This window comes from Helicobacter pylori, from assembly GCF_003636935.1.
Lineage (GTDB): Bacteria > Campylobacterota > Campylobacteria > Campylobacterales > Helicobacteraceae > Helicobacter > Helicobacter pylori_CH.
In genome coordinates, this window is sequence record NZ_MVVH01000001.1 from 99,804 (window position 1) to 115,770 (window position 15,967).

Below are 15,967 nucleotides of genomic sequence, written 5' to 3' on the forward strand. Positions count from 1 at the left end.
TACTCTTTTAAACAAGGTTTTGAGCGTTTCTTAAAACTATCACCAACGCTCTATTAAGACAAAGCCTAATCCCCCACATAGACTTGTCTTGGGCGCGTGATCCTAGCTTGCGGGCTTTTGACATGCTCTAATAGTTGAGCGCACCAGCCCACGGTTCTGCCAATGACAAACACCGGCGTGAAGAAACGCACCGGGATTTTTAAAGCCCTTAAGATCGTGCCGGAGTAAAAATCCACATTAGGGTAGAGATTCCTTTCAATGAAATACTCGTCTTTTAGGGCGATTTCTTCCACTTTGGCAGCGATTTCGCTCAAGCGTTCGTCCATTTTAACGCCTTTTTTATGCAGTTCGTCTTTTAAGCCTTTTAAGATTTTGGCGCGCGGATCGTAGCTTTTATACACCCTATGCCCAAAGCCCATGAGTTTGAAATTGTCGTTTTTGTCTTTCACTCTTGCGATGTATTTATCCACATTTTTCACATCGCCGATTTCTTCTAATTGGATAAGCACTTTTTCATTCGCTCCGCCATGCAAATGCCCCCACAAAGCGCTAATGCCCGCGCTAATGGCGGCATAAGGATGCACGCCGGTGCTAGCGACATTCCTTACTGTGGTAGAAGAGGCGTTTTGCCCATGGTCAGCGTGCAAAGTTAGGATTTTATCAAAGGCTTCCACTTCTAGGGGCGTGATTTCTACTTCGCCTTGAGTGGTGTGTTTTAAGCGGCTGTAAGGATACCCTCTCAGCATGAAAAGGATATTTTCCACATAAGAGCGCGCGATGTCCGGATAAATAATGGGCGCTCCCACTTCATTACGATAGCAAATAGCCGCAAGCGTGGGGATTTTAGCGACAATTCTTCTAGCCATAGTCTGGTAATCTTCTTCAGTGTGCATGTTTTGGTGCGTGGAATAAAGGGTGGATAAAATAGACACACCGCTAGAGAGTTTCGCCATAGGGTGGGCGTTGCTAGGGAAAGCTGAAAACATGTTGAGTAAGCTCTCATGCACAAAGCTTCTGTGGCGTAGTTCCAGTTCAAATTTCAAGCTTTCATCTTGATTTTTAGGTAATTCCCCTGTGAGTAATAGCCTGCACACATCTACATATTTGTATTTGGCGACTAAATCTTCTATCCTATGCCCTCTGTAATACAATTCGCCTTTTTTGCCATTGATATAGCTGATCTTAGATTGGCACCCAGCGGTAGAAGAATACCCTGGGTCGTAAGAAAAAAACCCGGTCGTTTCAAAAAGCTTGGAAAAATCCACCGCTTTAGGCCCACGAGTGCATTCAATCATTTCAAATTCATAGCGTTCATTATTTTCATTATTGATTAAAGTAACAGACATTGTGATTCCCTTAAGTTTTGATAATATTCAACTCCTAATTATAAGCCAAAAAATTAAATGATTTCTTTTAAAAACATTTCGTTTTATTTCAAGTTATTTCCAACCGCTACTTTTAAACACGCATTCAAAAAAAGATTTTTAGGGGTTATATAGTATTTTTGCGCTAGTATAGTTACTCAAACTTTAGAAAAAGGATAAACAATGGCTTACAACCCTAAAATTTTACAAAAGCCTAAAGAGGGCGAAGAAATTACGATTAAGGACGCCAAATTGCATGTGCCAAACCACCCTATTATCCCTTTCATTGAGGGCGATGGCATTGGATCAGATATTACCCCTGCGATGATTAAAGTGGTGGATAGTGCGGTTCAAAAGGCTTATAAGGGCGAGAAAAAAATCGCATGGTATGAAGTGTTTGTGGGTGAAAAATGCTATCAAAAATTTAAAGATCACAAAGAGTTAAGCCCCGAAGAGCAATGGCTCTTACCGGACACTATTGAAGCGATCAACCATTATAAAGTCTCCATTAAAGGGCCTTTGACCACGCCTATTGGTGAAGGGTTTAGATCTTTGAATGTAGCGTTGCGCCAAAAAATGGATCTGTATGTGTGCTTGAGACCGGTTCGGTGGTATGGGAGTCCGAGTCCGGTTAAAGAACCAGAAAAAGTGGATATGGTGATTTTTAGGGAAAATTCTGAAGACATTTATGCGGGCATTGAATGGCAAGAAGGCAGTGCGGAAGCGAAAAAACTCATCCATTTTTTACAAAATGAACTAAAGGTTAAAAAAATCCGCTTCCCTGAAAGCAGCGGCATAGGGGTAAAACCCATTAGTAAAGAAGGCACAGAGAGGCTGGTTAGGAAAGCGATTGAATACGCCATTGATAACGACAAGCCAAGCGTAACTTTTGTGCATAAAGGTAACATCATGAAATACACTGAGGGGGCGTTCATGAAATGGGGCTATGCGCTCGCTCAAAAAGAATTTAACGCTCAAGTCATTGATAAAGGCCCATGGTGTTCTTTGAAAAACCCTAAAACCGGTAAAGAAATCATCATTAAAGACATGATCGCTGACGCATTCTTGCAACAAATCCTCTTACGCCCTAGCGAATACAGCGTCATTGCGACCATGAATTTGAATGGGGATTATATCTCTGATGCGTTAGCGGCGATGGTGGGGGGTATTGGTATCGCTCCTGGGGCTAATCTCAATGACACAGTGGGCATGTTTGAAGCCACCCATGGCACCGCTCCTAAATACGCTGGGCTAGATAAAGTCAATCCGGGGTCTATTATTTTGAGCGCGGAAATGATGCTAAGGCATATGGGTTGGGTGGAAGCGGCTGATTTGATCGTCTCTGCTATGGAAAAAGCGATTAAGAGCAAGAAAGTAACTTACGATTTCGCTCGTTTAATGGATGGGGCTAAAGAAGTGAAATGCTCTGAATTCGCTAGCGTGATGATTGAAAACATGTGAAAGAGCGTTTTTTTAAGCTCTTAAATGGTGTTTGAATGCGAAAAAAAGGCTAATACTATCATAAGGAATGAAGTTGATAAAATTTGTGCGTAACGTGGTTTTATTCATTTTAACGGCGATCTTTTTAGCGCTCATGCTTATAGCGAGCTATTGCATGCCTCATTATAGCGTGGCTGTCATTAGCGGGGTGGAAGTCAAAAGAATGAATGAAAATGAAAACACGCCCAATAATAAGGAAGTAAAAACCCTTGCTAGAGATGTCTATTTTGTGCAAACTTACGACCCTAAGGATCAAAAAAACGTGACCGTTTATCGTAACGAAGACACGCGCTTTAGCTTCCCTTTTTATTTTAAGTTTAATTCGGCTGATATTTCAGCTCTCGCTCAAAGTTTAGTCAACCAGCAAGTGGAAGTGCAATACTATGGTTGGCGGATCAATTTGTTTAACATGTTCCCTAACGTGATTTTTCTAAAGCCCTTAAAAGAGAGTTCTGAAGTGTCAAAACCCATTTTTAGCTGGATTTTATACGCTTTGCTGTTAGGGGGGTATTTTATCAGCGTGCGATCTGTTCGCTCTTTATTTAAGAGCAAAACCCATTAAGTCTTTCAAACTTTTTTGAAAAATCACAATGGGGTTATTGGAGCGTTTGTTAAAAAGCTCAATATAAGGCAAACTGATGCTGTGAAAAGCGGTGTTGTTTTCCCTCAAATTGATAGCGATTTGATAGTCTAGTTGGTAGGATTTCAATAAAAAATCATTCAGCAAACAATCATTGATCAAGCCCAAATTGTCATGGCTGATCAAAAGCATTTTGGCTTTTAATTTTAGGGCAAAATCCAGCATGTTTTCTTCTAAAGTGATAGGCACGCATAGCCCCCCAGCCCCTTCAACGATGGCTAAATCATAAGTTTTGGTGAATTTTTGAAGGCGTTGGATTAAATGATTGGTATCAATGGGGGTGTTTGGATCTTCTTCTTGTTGAGCGATGAGCGGGGCTGAAGCTTTATGATAACGATAGAATGAAATGTCTTTTAAGGTTAAAGAGCGATCCAAAAGGCGGTTATCTTGCAAGAACAGATGCGCGTCGCTAAAGTGGTTGGTCGTGTCATTAACGCCGGTTTCAATGGGCTTTAATAGAATCGTTCTAACGCCACAAGCGTTGCAATATTGGGCTAATAGCCTAGCGCATGTGGTTTTTCCGGCATTCGTGTTAGTCGCGCTGATAAAGAGCATGGTTTAATTCCTAAATTGGTAAGCCCCCTCAAAGATTTGAGCGGTCAATACATTTTTAATTTGTGGTAACTTCACATTCTTTAGTGCTTCTCTTGGGACTTCTATCACCAATTGGTTTAATGATTGGTCGCTTAAAGGGTTATCAATATCAAAAATGAAATTTAAGATATTGTGGAGTGAGTTATAGGTAACCCTGTCAATTAACGCATAAGTTAGTCTAATGCCCTCTGCTTGCTCTATAGCGGTTACGATGCTTTTAGATAGTCTAGGGCTGATGTTGTTAAGTTGTGTCGCTAAATCTGTCGGTGAAATAAAGCAATAACCCGCATCGGTGTCTATGGTGTTGGCTATTAGTCTTTTACTCACTTTTTTGCCTTGTCTTAAAGCTTTAACAAGGTTATTGACTTTAATGTTGTGGTTGTAGCTCTGTCTAAAGCTTTTACTCATAACGCATTTTCGTTGCTCTCTTGTTTTAATTGCTTGTTGCTCCCAATTTTCTATCTCATCAATAGTGAAAGTCTTTGGACACCCATACGCACGAACCCTACTTTGTGTCCTTTTAATAAATCCTTTAATTTCATTTTCAAATGTGTCTGTAAGGTTGCCAATATTGTGGGGCATATAAGTTGCTTTGATTTGTGTCTTAACAATGTCTTTAAAAGCTATGCCATAATTGTCTTTTTCAGGGTTTTTATCAAAGAATGTATAGACTTGGTTTTTTAGCCTTGTGAGAGAATTTGGTAATTTGCTAGGGACAGAGAATGTGATGTCAGTGAATTTAGCCCACACCTTACCAAATTTTTCGGGTTCAGCACTCACCAATTCCACATAGTATCTGTCTTTGTTATTATAGACACTATTTTCGCAATAGCAAATCGCTGCTTGATTGAATTGTCTCGCCCATAATAACAAATGATTTCTTAAATAAAATGTGCTACTAGGTTCATTGACAAATACAAAAAAGCTAGTCTCTTTATCAGGGATAATGTCGTCTTTTAAGCTTTCTTTCCAATAGCCGATTACTTGAATATAACCAATGAAATCTCGCTTACTATCCAATAATCCTTTTAGCTGTCGTGTTCTTTCCATATTGTCTTTTTGAGTGTAGCGGTATCTCGTAACAAATTCTTTACTAGACATAAAGTCTCTCATTGTGGTTTCACTTTTAGGATTTAAGAATTTATTAACAAAAGACTTACCTAATGCTGTGGATAGTTTGAGAGCGATAGTCCTATACTCTCTCAAAAAAGCATCAGCAAGATAAGAAGCGTCTATGGAGTTAGGGTCGTCATTCCAATTTTTAGCTACTCTATCTAATTGAGATGCCTTATAACCGCTCTTATAAGCTTCTATCAATAATTCTCGTTCCTTTTCAGTAAAGTCTTTAATAAAAGCGTCTTTAAAAGGTCTAAACGCAGAGATAGTCCCAAAAGGTAGTCCGCTTTTGATTTTATTGACAATGCTGTTAAGATTAGCGCTCTCAATCGTGGAAGCTTTAATAGTCTCTTTATTTTGTTCTCTTTTAAGTCGTGAGAGTTCCTCACCAAAGGCATCTAGTGTCGCTCTTAAAGATAAGTTGTCTTTTATCTTTACTCTAGGTTTATTTTGTCTAGCTAATTTCTTGTCCGCTAACGCCTTATCAATAGATGCTGTCAAAGAATTGTTTCTTTGTGGCTCATCAACAAATTCTAAAAAATCGTAATTCAATAACATTATCGTGTCCTTTTCTTTAAGCGAGATTGTAACGCTTTATCTTTGAGCTTTCAGCGGTAATTAGGGTTTATTTGGTATAATACCAAAACTTCATTTAAGGTTGGTTCTTATGAATATTTTATTTGGGATTAGCGACACACAAGAATGTTATAACGCTATCAAATTCGCTGTCAAATTAGCCCATTCGCTTAAAGAGGTCCGTTTCACCTTGTTGCATGTGAGCATGGAAGTGTTTATTTATAGCGAAAGCGGGATGATGGATTATGGCCAGACAGAAGCCTTAGAAGAAGAAAAAGCTAAGGCTTTGTTAAAGCAGTTTGAAGACGCTTTCAAAAAAGAAAATATAGAATGCGAGAGCGTTCTAAAAAGCGGTGATTTGATTGATGTGGTTTTGGATATGGCAAAGGATTATGATTTGTTGTTGATCGGAGCGAGCGAATCTAATTTGTTGTATCGTTTGTTCATTTCACACCAAAATAGCCTTGTTGAGCAATCCAGTATCCCTGTAGTGATCGCTAAATAACATGAAAATCTATAAAATACCCACCCCCACCATGTCGCAAGTGATCATGATTGATGACCCCATTACGACAGCGGAATTTGTCATCTCTGCTTTGAGGGATTTTTTTGACAAACCTTTAGAGGAAGCTCAAGAACTCATGCTAAATATCCATCGTGATGGCGAGGGGGTTTGTGGCGTCTATCCTTATGATATTGCTAGGTATAGGGCAGCATGCGTGAAAGACAAGGCTAGAGCGTTAAATTTCCCCTTAAGATTATTGGTAGAAGAGATCAGATAATGGATAAATTCAATAAAGATTTGAATGGCGTGTTGGCTCAAGCTTTAGATTTAGCCCTAGATTTTAACCATACCCTTTGCACCACAGAGCATGTGTTATTAGCCGTCTTAGAGCATGAGAGCGGGGCAAGGATCTTTAATACTTTAGAAGAAGATGACTACCATAAAATGAGGGAAATCCTTAAAGACTACTTGTTGCAGTATATCCCTTTAAAAAACGATCCAGCCAAAATACCGGACAGGAGTTTTGTGCTATCAAAGGTGTTTAAGAAAATGCATGTGAGTTATTTAGAGAGCGTGGGCGTGGAAGAATTGCTGATTTTCATGCTAGAACACCCCGATTGCTACGCTTCAAAACTCATGGATAGTTTTGGTATCACTCGTTCGTATTTTAAATCTGCTTTATTGGAACTTGATAATTTTACGGATACCACTCTTAATGAAGCTGAAGAAACGCCCAAAAATAACGCTCTAAAAAAATACGCTAAAAACTTGAGCGCTTTAGCCCAAGACAACGCTTTAGATCCGGTCATTGGAAGAGAAGAAGAGATTTTAAGGGTTATAGAAATTTTAGGGCGCAGAAAAAAAAATAACCCGCTTTTAATTGGCGAAGCAGGGGTAGGCAAAACCTCCATCGCTGAAGCTTTGGCTTTAAAAATCGCTCACAAAGAAGTGCCAGAATTTTTACAAGATTATGAAGTCTATTCTTTGGATTTAGCCTTAATGGTGGCTGGGGCAAAATACAGAGGGGATTTTGAAAAACGCTTGAAAAAAACGATCAAAGAGATCCAACAAAACGGCCGTATCATTTTATTCATTGATGAAATCCACACCCTTTTAGGCGCTGGGAGCAGTAATGCTGGGAGCTTGGATGCAGCGAACATGCTAAAACCGCTCTTAACCGATGGGAGCTTGAAATGTTTGGGAGCGACCACTTTTGAAGAATACCGTAGCGTGTTTGAAAAAGACAAGGCTTTCAACAGGCGTTTTTCTATAGTGAATGTTGAAGAGCCTTCTAAAGAAGCGTGTTACTTGATTTTAAAAAAGATCGCTCCTCTTTATGAAGAACACCACCAGGTGCGTTATGATGAGAGCGTGTTTAAGGCATGCGTGGATTTAACGAGTTATTACATGCACGATAAATTCTTGCCGGATAAGGCGATTGAATTATTAGATGAGGTGGGATCAAGGAAAAAGATTAACCCCAAAAAAGGTAAAAAAATCAGCGTTGATGATGTGCAAGAAACGCTCGCTCTAAAGCTTAAAATCCCTAAAATGCGTTTGAGCGGCGATAAAAAAGCCCTTTTAAGAAACTTGGAAAAATCGCTTAAAAATAAGATTTTTGCCCAAGCAGAAGCGATCAGTCTTGTCAGCAATGCGATTAAAATCCAGTATTGCGGGCTTTCTTCTAAAAATAAGCCTGTGGGGAGCTTTTTATTCGTGGGGCCTAGTGGGGTGGGGAAAACAGAATTGGCTAAAGAATTGGCCTTGAATTTGAACTTGCATTTTGAACGCTTTGACATGAGCGAATACAAAGAGGCCCATAGCGTGGCAAAGCTCATCGGGAGTCCTAGCGGTTATGTGGGGTTTGAACAAGGGGGGTTGTTGGTGAATGCGATTAAAAAACACCCGCATTGTTTGCTGCTTTTAGATGAGATAGAAAAGGCCCATTCTAACGTGTATGATTTGTTGTTGCAAGTGATGGATAACGCTACTTTGAGCGATAATTTAGGCAATCAGGCGAGTTTTAAGCATGTGATACTGATTATGACTTCAAATGTGGGGAGTAAGGATAAGGATACGCTAGGGTTTTTTAGCGCTAAAAACACCAAGTATGATAAAGCCGTTAAAGAGCTTTTGACCCCTGAATTACGATCCAGAATTGATGCAATTGTGCCGTTTAACGCGCTCAGTTTGGAGGATTTTGAACGCATTGTCTCTGTGGAATTAGACAAACTCAAAGCCCTAGCGCTAGAGCAAGACATAGCCTTAAAATTCCATAAAGAAGTGGTGAAATTCATCGCGCAAAAGAGCTATCAGACGACTTTAGGAGCGAGAGAAATTAAAAAAATCATTCACAATGAGATCAAAACCCCATTAAGCGATCTACTGCTCTTGCAATCGTTCAAAAAACCTTGCAAGATCGCTTGCTTGTTAGAAAACAATCAATTGGTTTTAAAAGAAATCAAGCGTGCACAAAAGGTGAAAGAAAATGACTTTTGAAATGCTTTATAGCAAAATCCACAGAGCGACTATCACAGACGCTAACCTTAACTATGTGGGCTCGATCACCATAGATGAAAATTTAGCCAAGCCTGCTAAACTCAGAGAGGGCATGAAAGTAGAAATCGTCAATATTAATAACGGCGAACGCTTCAGCACTTATGTGATTTTAGGGAAAAAAAGGGGCGAAATTTGCGTCAATGGTGCAGCGGCCAGAAAGGTGGCCATAGGCGATGTGGTGATCATTTTAGCTTATGCGAGCATGAATGAAGATGAAATGAATGCACACAAGCCATGCATCGTGCTAGTGGATGAAAAGAATGAAATTTTAAAAAAGGGTTAGACATGGATTTTAGCCAATTGAGTGGGTTATTAGACGGCGTAAAAAAAGAGTTTTCTCAACTAGAAGAAAAGAATAAAGACACGATCCACACTTCCAAAAGCGGTGGGGGAATGGTGAGCGTGAGTTTTAATGGGTTGGGGGAATTAGTGGATTTGCAAATTGATGACAGCCTGTTAGAAGATAAAGAAGCGATGCAAATCTATTTGATGAGCGCTTTGAATGACGGGTATAAAGCCGTAGAAGAAAACCGAAAGAATTTAGCCTTTAACATGCTGGGGAATTTTGCTAAATTGTGATGCTTCACAAAGCCCTTATCATTCTATGGTTTTTTGTGAATGGCTTAGGGGCTTATGATTTCAAGCATTGTCAGGCTTTTTTTAAAAAAGCGAGCCTTCAAAAAGGAGGCGTGGCTTTAAAAGAATTGCCTAAAGGCGTGTATTTATATTATTCCAAAACCTACCCTAAACACGCCAAAGTCATTAAATCCGATCCTTTTGTAGGGTTGTATTTGTTGCAAAGCACGCCAAGCGAGTATTTTTATACATTAAGGGATTTGGACAAAGACGCCCTTATAAGGCCTATGGCTAGTATAGGAGATAAAGAAGCCCTAGAAGCGCGATTATTAGTGGGGCAAAAAGGCTATGATCGCTACGCTCAAATTGCACAAAAGACTCAAAAAAATGGCGTTATCAGCAATATTTGCTATCAAATGTTAGGGCTAGGGGTAGGGGGGAACGGCTTTATAGAAACGAAATTTATCAAGCGCTTTTTAAACCAGCAAGAGCCTTATTATGGGGATATTGGGGTGCGTTTAGAAGAACATCATAAGCGTTTGGTGGTAGCGCAATTCGATCCCTTTTTCCCTAAAAACCCTTTTTTAAAAAACGATGAAATCCTAGCGATCAATGATCACAAGATCTATTCATTAGCGGAGTTTGAATGGGTGGTGAGCAATCTTAAATACCAAAGCCTTATAAAAGTGAAAATCAAACGGAACCACAAAATCAAAGAAGTAACGCTCAAAGTCAATAAGCGTTATGGGGGGTTTTTGCTCAAAGACACTTTTTTAGAGCGCTATGGCATCGCTTTAGACGAGCGTTTTATGATCACTAAAATAGGCAGTCATTTGCCCAAAGGCTTGGATTTTTTAAAGCTTGGGGATAGGATTTTATGGGTGAATCGTAAAAATGTGGCGTTCAACCCGAAAGCTTTAAGAGAAGCGTTAAGCGCGCCTAAAATTGAATTATTAGTCTGGCGTAAAGGCTTTGAATTTTACATTAAAGTCCGTTGAAACATTGATGAAAAATGACGCTTATGAAATCATTCTTTCTTGGTTTATCACGCCTCTCACGGCGATTTTAGGGCGTTTCGCTGAATTTTTCCTCTACACCTTGCATGCGCAATTGGTGTTTAATAGCGCGGTCGCTTTGGCGTTCATGCTCTTTGCTTATAGGAGTTTGAAAGAGCAGAATTTTTTCAGCGCTAGCGCGATTTTAGAGGCGTTATGGTTTGTGGGGTTTTTTGCGCTGTTTAACTACGCTTTGAAAAACCCTTCGCATTTTTATGAATTTTTCCAAAACGCTATTTTTATTGCGCCTAACATGATCACTCAAAGCCTTTCTCAAAGCTTAAGTAACCTTTCCAACCACGCGCTTTCTTTAGATTTTATCTTCAATCATGGTTTTTATGCCCTTAGTTTCATCAGCGATTTGAGCCATAATGAAATGTCCGTGTGGCTTTTTTTAAGCATCTTGCAAGCGCTTTTTTTGAGCGTTTTGTTTGCGATCATCATTTTAGTGTATTTAGAAGTGCATGTGTGGTGCTCTTTAGGGGTGCTGTTTTTAGCGTTTGGGTTTTTTAAAACCTGGAGGAGCGTTGTGTTTGCATGCCTTAAAAAATGCCTAGCCCTTGGGTTTTACAAGCCTTTTTTGTTACTAGTGGGGTTTTTGAATGTGTCGGTTACTAAAGCTTTAATCAACGCTCATATGCAAGAACAACAAGACTTAAGCCTTTTATTAGTGGTAGCGTTATTTTTGTGTTGCGTTTTTATTATAGGCGTGCCTTTTTTCATCAACGCTTTGTTTAGGGTGCAAAACAGCCTTAAAGAAACTTACAAACTCGCCACAAATTTGAGCGCTAACCTCAGCCAAAACGCTCTCAATTCCTTACAATATATCACGACCTCGCCCGCTCCCTCTCCTATTTCTACTTCTACAAGCGGTAGCGTTTCTAAAGAAAAAGAAACGCATTCCCCCACATTTAAGGTAGAAACCACTCAATTAGATGTAAAAATTCCAAATTTCAAGCAAAAAAAGGTTAAAAAGGATACAATAAATACAAAAAATGAAATTTAAATAAATGGGAATTTAATGAGAATTTTTTTTGTTATCATGGGACTTTTGTTATTTGGTTGCACGAGCAAGGTGCATGAGATGAAAAAAAGCCCTTGCACCTTGTATGAAAACAGGTTAAATCTCGCATGAAAGAAAAGCCTTTCAACAGCGATCAGATGGCTTTTTTAGAAGAGCTTTTAAGCCACCAAGAAAAGCATTTAGAAAACAAGCTTTCTGGTTTTTCGGTGAATGATTTGGACATGCAAAGCGTGTTTCGGTTGGAAAGGAACCGCTTGAAAATCGCTTACAAGCTCTTAGGCTTGATGAGTTTTATCGCTCTTATTTTAGCGATCGTTTTAATCAGCATTCTACCCTTACAAAAAACCGAACACCATTTCGTGGATTTTTTAAACCAGGACAAGCATTACGCCATTATCCAAAGAGCGGATAAAAGCATTTCCAGTAATGAAGCGTTGGCCCGTTCGCTCATTGGGGCGTATGTGTTAAACCGAGAGAGCATTAACCGCATTGACGATAAATCGCGCTATGAATTGGTGCGCTTGCAAAGCAGTTCTAAAGTGTGGCAACGCTTTGAAGATTTGATTAAAACGCAAAACAGCATCTATGCGCAAAGCCATTTAGAAAGAGAAGTCCATATCGTCAATATTGCGATCTATCAGCAAGACAATAACCCCATTGCGAGCGTTTCCATTGCCGCTAAACTTTTGAATGAAAACAAGCTCGTGTATGAAAAGCGTTATAAAATCGTATTGAGTTATCTGTTTGACACCCCGGATTTTGATTACGCTTCCATGCCTAAAAACCCTACCGGCTTTAAAATCACTCGTTACAGCATCACTGAAATCGCACCGACTAACAGGAATGATTGATGCGGAAATTTTTATACGCTCTCATAGGCTTTTTGTTGGCTTTTAGCGTTTTAAAAGCCGATGATTTTTTAGAAGAAGCGAACGAAACAGCCCCGGCGCATTTAAACCACCCCATGCAGGATTTAAACGCCATTCAAGGGAGCTTTTTTGACAAAAACCGCTCCAAAATGTCCAACACTTTGAACATTGATTATTTTCAAGGGCAAACCTATAAAATCCGCTTGCGTTATGCGATGGCGACCTTATTGTTTTTTTCAAAACCCATTAGCGATTTTGTTTTAGGGGATAAGGTGGGATTTGATGCGAAAATCTTAGAAAGCAACGATCGTATTTTGCTTATCAAGCCTTTACAAATTGGCGTGGATTCTAATATCAGCGTGATTGATAGTGAGGGCAAGATTTTTTCTTTCTATGTGTTTTCTACCACTTTCACCAGCTCCAAACACCCTAATTTGCAGGTTTTCATAGAAGATAAAAATTATTATTCTAACGCTTTTTTGAAGCCCCAAAAAGAAAATAAAGAAAATACCCTTGAAAACGCTCCCACAAACAACAAACCCTTAAAAGAAGAAAAAGAAGAAACCAAAGAAAAAGAAGAAGAGACTATAACTATTGGCGATAACACCAATGCGATGAAAATCGTTAAAAAAGACATTCAAAAAGGCTACAAGGCTCTAAAAAGCTCTCAAAGGAAATGGTATTGTTTATGGGCTTGTTCTAAAAAGTCCAAACTCTCTTTGATGCCTAAAGAAATTTTTAACGACAAGCAATTCACTTATTTCAAATTTGACAAAAGATTAGCGCTCTCTAAATTCCCGGTGATTTATAAGGTCGTTGATGGCTATGATAACCCGGTGAATACAAGGATTGTGGGTGATTACATTATCGCTGAAGACGTTTCGGCTAAATGGACTTTAAGGCTGGGTAAGGACTATTTGTGTATCCGTTTTATCAAAAGGGCTAAAGATGAATAAGTGGCTTAAGGGGGCGATTGTTTTTATAGGGGGTTTTGCAACGATTACAACCATTTCTTTAGTCTATCATCAAAAGCCAAAAGCCCCCTTAAATAACCAGCCTAGCCTTTTGAATGACGATGAGGTGAAATACCCCTTACAAGACTACACCTTCACTCAAAACCCACAGCCAACTAACACAGAAAGCTCCAAAGACGCTACTATTAAAGCCTTACAAGAACAGCTCAAAGCCGCATTAAAAGCCCTAAGCTCCAAAGAAATGAATTATTCCAAAGAAGAAACTTTTACCAGCCCTCCCATAGATCCAAAGATAAACACAACCCCCCCTAAAAAAGATTTTTCTCTAAAGCAATTAGATTTATTAGCCTCTCGCATCACCCCTTTCAAACAAAGCCCTAAAAATTACGAAGAAAACCTGATTTTCCCCATGGATAACCCTAAAGGCATCGATGGTTTTACTAACCTTAAAGAAAAAGACACCGCCACTAATGAAAACAAGCTTTTACGCACCATTACGGCCGATAAAATGATACCCGCTTTTTTGATCACGCCTATTTCTAGCCAGATCGCTGGTAAAGTCATCGCGCAAGTGGAAAGCGATATTTTCGCTCACATGGGCAAAGCCGTCTTAATCCCCAAAGGCTCTAAAGTCATAGGCTATTACAGCAACAATAACAAAATGGGCGAATACCGCTTGGATATTGTATGGAGTCGCATCATCACTCCCCATGGGATTAATATCATGCTCACTAACGCTAAGGGGGCGGACATTAAAGGCTATAACGGCTTAGTGGGGGAATTGATTGAAAGGAATTTCCAACGCTATGGCGTGCCGTTACTGCTTTCTACGCTCACTAACGGCCTATTGATTGGGATCACTTCGGCTTTAAACAACAGAGGCAATAAAGAAGAGGTAACCAATTTCTTTGGGGATTACCTTTTAATGCAATTGATGAGGCAAAGCGGTATGGGGATCAATCAAGTGGTCAATCAAATTTTAAGAGACAAGAGCAAGATCGCCCCCATTGTGGTGATTAGAGAGGGGAGTAGGGTTTTCATTTCGCCTAATACTGACATCTTCTTCCCTATACCCAGAGAGAATGAAGTCATCGCTGAGTTTTTGAAGTGACTCAAAAATGCCAGATTAAAAACGCTATAATAACCCTAAAAAACAAAAGAGAGCCTGACAAGAAAGCCCATGAAAATTAAAAATATCTTACTGAGTGGGGGGAGTGGCAAACGCTTATGGCCTTTAAGCCGTAGCCTATACCCTAAGCAATTTTTAAAGCTTTTTGACCATAAAAGCTTGTTTGAATTGAGTTTTAAAAGAAACGCTTCCTTAGTAGATGAAACGCTCATTGTGTGCAATGAAAAACATTATTTTTTAGCCCTAGAAGAGATAAAGAATGAAATCAAAAACAAAAGCGTGGGTTTTTTATTAGAGAGCTTGAGTAAAAACACCGCTAACGCCATTAGTTTGAGCGCTTTAATGAGCGATAAAGAAGATTTACTCATCGTTACGCCAAGCGATCATTTGATTAAAGACCTTCAAGCGTATGAAAATGCGATGAAAAAAGCGATTGGTTTAGCCCAAAAAGGCTTTTTAGTCACTTTTGGGGTGAGTATTGACAAGCCCAACACGGAGTTTGGGTATATTGAAAGCCCTAACGCTCTAGATGTCAAGCGATTCATTGAAAAGCCAAGCCTAGAAAAAGCGATAGAGTTTCAAAAAAGCGGGGGTTTTTATTTCAACAGTGGCATGTTTGTTTTCCAAGCGGGCGTTTTTTTAGACGAACTAAAAAAGCATGCCCCTACTATTTTAAAGGGGTGTGAAAGAGCGTTTGAATCGTTAGAAAACGCGTATTTTTTTGAACAAAAGATCGCTCGTTTGAGCGAAAAGAGCATGCAAGATTTAGAAGATGTGAGCGTGGATATAGCCTTAATGCAGCAAAGCCACAAAATCAAAATGGTAGGATTAAACGCCAAGTGGAGCGATTTAGGGAATTTTAACGCTCTTTTTGAAGAAGTGGCTAACGGCACTAAAGAAAATGTCAGCTTGAATCAAACGCCTGTTTTTGCCAAAGAAAGCGCAAATAATTTAGTGTTTTCTCATAAAGTGAGCGCTCTTTTAGGCGTTGAGAATTTAGCCATCATTGACACTAAAGACGCTCTTTTAGTCGCTCATAAAGACAAGGCTAAAGATTTAAAAGCTTTAGTGAGCGAGATAGAAATAAATAACCAGGAATTGTTGCAAACGCACACTAAAGTGTATCGCCCTTGGGGGAGTTATGAAGTCTTGCATGAGAGCGGTTGTTACAAGGTTAAGATTTTAGAAGTCAAACCAAACGCCAGGCTTTCTTTACAAAAGCATTTCCACAGGAGCGAACACTGGGTGGTGATTAGCGGGATGGCGAGCGTGGAATTAAATCACCAATCGTTTGAATTGCAAGCTAATGAGTCCACTTATATCCCTAAAAACACCCTACACCGCCTGGCTAATTACGGCAAAATCCCTTTAACCATCATAGAAGTTCAAGTGGGCGAGTATGTCGGCGAAGACGATATTGTAAGGGTTGATGATGATTTTAACAGAAAAAATCAAAACGCCTAATAAAGGAAAATTAATAAAGGAA

General features: G+C 39.5%; 17 protein-coding genes. 14 read left to right on the plus strand and 3 right to left on the minus strand.

Annotated elements, in window-relative coordinates; all coding sequences use genetic code 11:
- Positions 1 to 65 precede the first annotated feature (65 nt).
- Entirely contained in the window at positions 66 to 1,346 is a 1,281-nt protein-coding gene (locus EAL87_RS00520; RefSeq protein ID WP_120912543.1) for a citrate synthase, read from the minus strand.
- Positions 1,347 to 1,547: 201 nt separating this feature from the next.
- Between EAL87_RS00520 and icd the strand changes: the two genes are divergently transcribed.
- Entirely contained in the window at positions 1,548 to 2,825 is a 1,278-nt protein-coding gene (gene icd / locus EAL87_RS00525) for an isocitrate dehydrogenase (NADP(+)) (RefSeq protein WP_120912544.1), read from the plus strand.
- 73 nt (positions 2,826 to 2,898) lie between these two features.
- On the plus strand, positions 2,899 to 3,426 hold the full coding sequence (locus EAL87_RS00530) for a DUF1523 family protein (RefSeq protein ID WP_162972512.1): 528 nt from the start codon (positions 2,899 to 2,901) through the stop codon (positions 3,424 to 3,426).
- Here the strand turns inward: EAL87_RS00530 and bioD are convergent.
- Positions 3,403 to 4,059, minus strand: a complete 657-nt coding sequence (gene bioD, locus EAL87_RS00535; RefSeq protein ID WP_120912546.1) for a dethiobiotin synthase — start codon at positions 4,057 to 4,059, stop codon at positions 3,403 to 3,405. The genes EAL87_RS00530 and bioD overlap by 24 nt on opposite strands.
- 3 nt (positions 4,060 to 4,062) lie before the next feature.
- The gene (locus tag EAL87_RS00540; RefSeq protein ID WP_120912547.1) at positions 4,063 to 5,772 is read right to left on the minus strand and encodes a hypothetical protein; all 1,710 of its coding nucleotides are present in this window, start codon (positions 5,770 to 5,772) and stop codon (positions 4,063 to 4,065) included.
- Between the two features lie 109 nt (positions 5,773 to 5,881).
- Between EAL87_RS00540 and EAL87_RS00545 the strand changes: the two genes are divergently transcribed.
- From EAL87_RS00545 to EAL87_RS00600, 12 genes are all read left to right on the plus strand, one after another.
- Positions 5,882 to 6,295 (plus strand): universal stress protein, encoded by a 414-nt coding sequence (locus tag EAL87_RS00545; protein ID WP_001023005.1) that lies wholly within the window; start codon positions 5,882 to 5,884, stop codon positions 6,293 to 6,295.
- A gap of 1 nt (position 6,296) precedes the next feature.
- Complete coding sequence (locus EAL87_RS00550) at positions 6,297 to 6,572, plus strand: ATP-dependent Clp protease adaptor ClpS (protein ID WP_120912548.1); 276 nt, start codon at positions 6,297 to 6,299, stop codon at positions 6,570 to 6,572.
- On the plus strand, positions 6,572 to 8,794 hold the full coding sequence (locus EAL87_RS00555) for an AAA family ATPase (protein WP_120912549.1): 2,223 nt from the start codon (positions 6,572 to 6,574) through the stop codon (positions 8,792 to 8,794). The genes EAL87_RS00550 and EAL87_RS00555 overlap by 1 nt, the downstream gene beginning before the upstream one ends.
- Positions 8,784 to 9,137 (plus strand): aspartate 1-decarboxylase, encoded by a 354-nt coding sequence (gene panD, locus EAL87_RS00560; RefSeq protein WP_120912550.1) that lies wholly within the window; start codon positions 8,784 to 8,786, stop codon positions 9,135 to 9,137. Before EAL87_RS00555 ends, panD begins: the two co-directional genes overlap by 11 nt.
- Before the next feature lie 2 nt (positions 9,138 to 9,139).
- A complete protein-coding gene (locus tag EAL87_RS00565; RefSeq protein WP_033748553.1) occupies positions 9,140 to 9,433 on the plus strand; it encodes a YbaB/EbfC family nucleoid-associated protein in 294 nt (97 codons plus the stop codon).
- Positions 9,433 to 10,428, plus strand: coding sequence for a PDZ domain-containing protein (locus tag EAL87_RS00570; protein ID WP_120912551.1), 996 nt, complete (start codon positions 9,433 to 9,435; stop codon positions 10,426 to 10,428). Before EAL87_RS00565 ends, EAL87_RS00570 begins: the two co-directional genes overlap by 1 nt.
- A 7-nt stretch (positions 10,429 to 10,435) precedes the next feature.
- A complete protein-coding gene (locus tag EAL87_RS00575) occupies positions 10,436 to 11,491 on the plus strand; it encodes a type IV secretion system protein (RefSeq protein WP_120912552.1) in 1,056 nt (351 codons plus the stop codon).
- A gap of 15 nt (positions 11,492 to 11,506) precedes the next feature.
- Positions 11,507 to 11,620 (plus strand): hypothetical protein, encoded by a 114-nt coding sequence (locus EAL87_RS00580; protein WP_001217870.1) that lies wholly within the window; start codon positions 11,507 to 11,509, stop codon positions 11,618 to 11,620.
- Positions 11,617 to 12,360 (plus strand): VirB8 family type IV secretion system protein, encoded by a 744-nt coding sequence (locus tag EAL87_RS00585; RefSeq protein WP_120912553.1) that lies wholly within the window; start codon positions 11,617 to 11,619, stop codon positions 12,358 to 12,360. Before EAL87_RS00580 ends, EAL87_RS00585 begins: the two co-directional genes overlap by 4 nt.
- Positions 12,360 to 13,334 (plus strand): TrbG/VirB9 family P-type conjugative transfer protein, encoded by a 975-nt coding sequence (locus tag EAL87_RS00590; RefSeq protein ID WP_120912554.1) that lies wholly within the window; start codon positions 12,360 to 12,362, stop codon positions 13,332 to 13,334. Before EAL87_RS00585 ends, EAL87_RS00590 begins: the two co-directional genes overlap by 1 nt.
- Entirely contained in the window at positions 13,327 to 14,463 is a 1,137-nt protein-coding gene (locus EAL87_RS00595) for a DNA type IV secretion system protein ComB10 (RefSeq protein WP_120912555.1), read from the plus strand. The genes EAL87_RS00590 and EAL87_RS00595 overlap by 8 nt, the downstream gene beginning before the upstream one ends.
- 69 nt (positions 14,464 to 14,532) lie before the next feature.
- Positions 14,533 to 15,945, plus strand: a complete 1,413-nt coding sequence (locus EAL87_RS00600) for a mannose-1-phosphate guanylyltransferase/mannose-6-phosphate isomerase (protein ID WP_120912556.1) — start codon at positions 14,533 to 14,535, stop codon at positions 15,943 to 15,945.
- Positions 15,946 to 15,967: the final 22 nt, after the last annotated feature.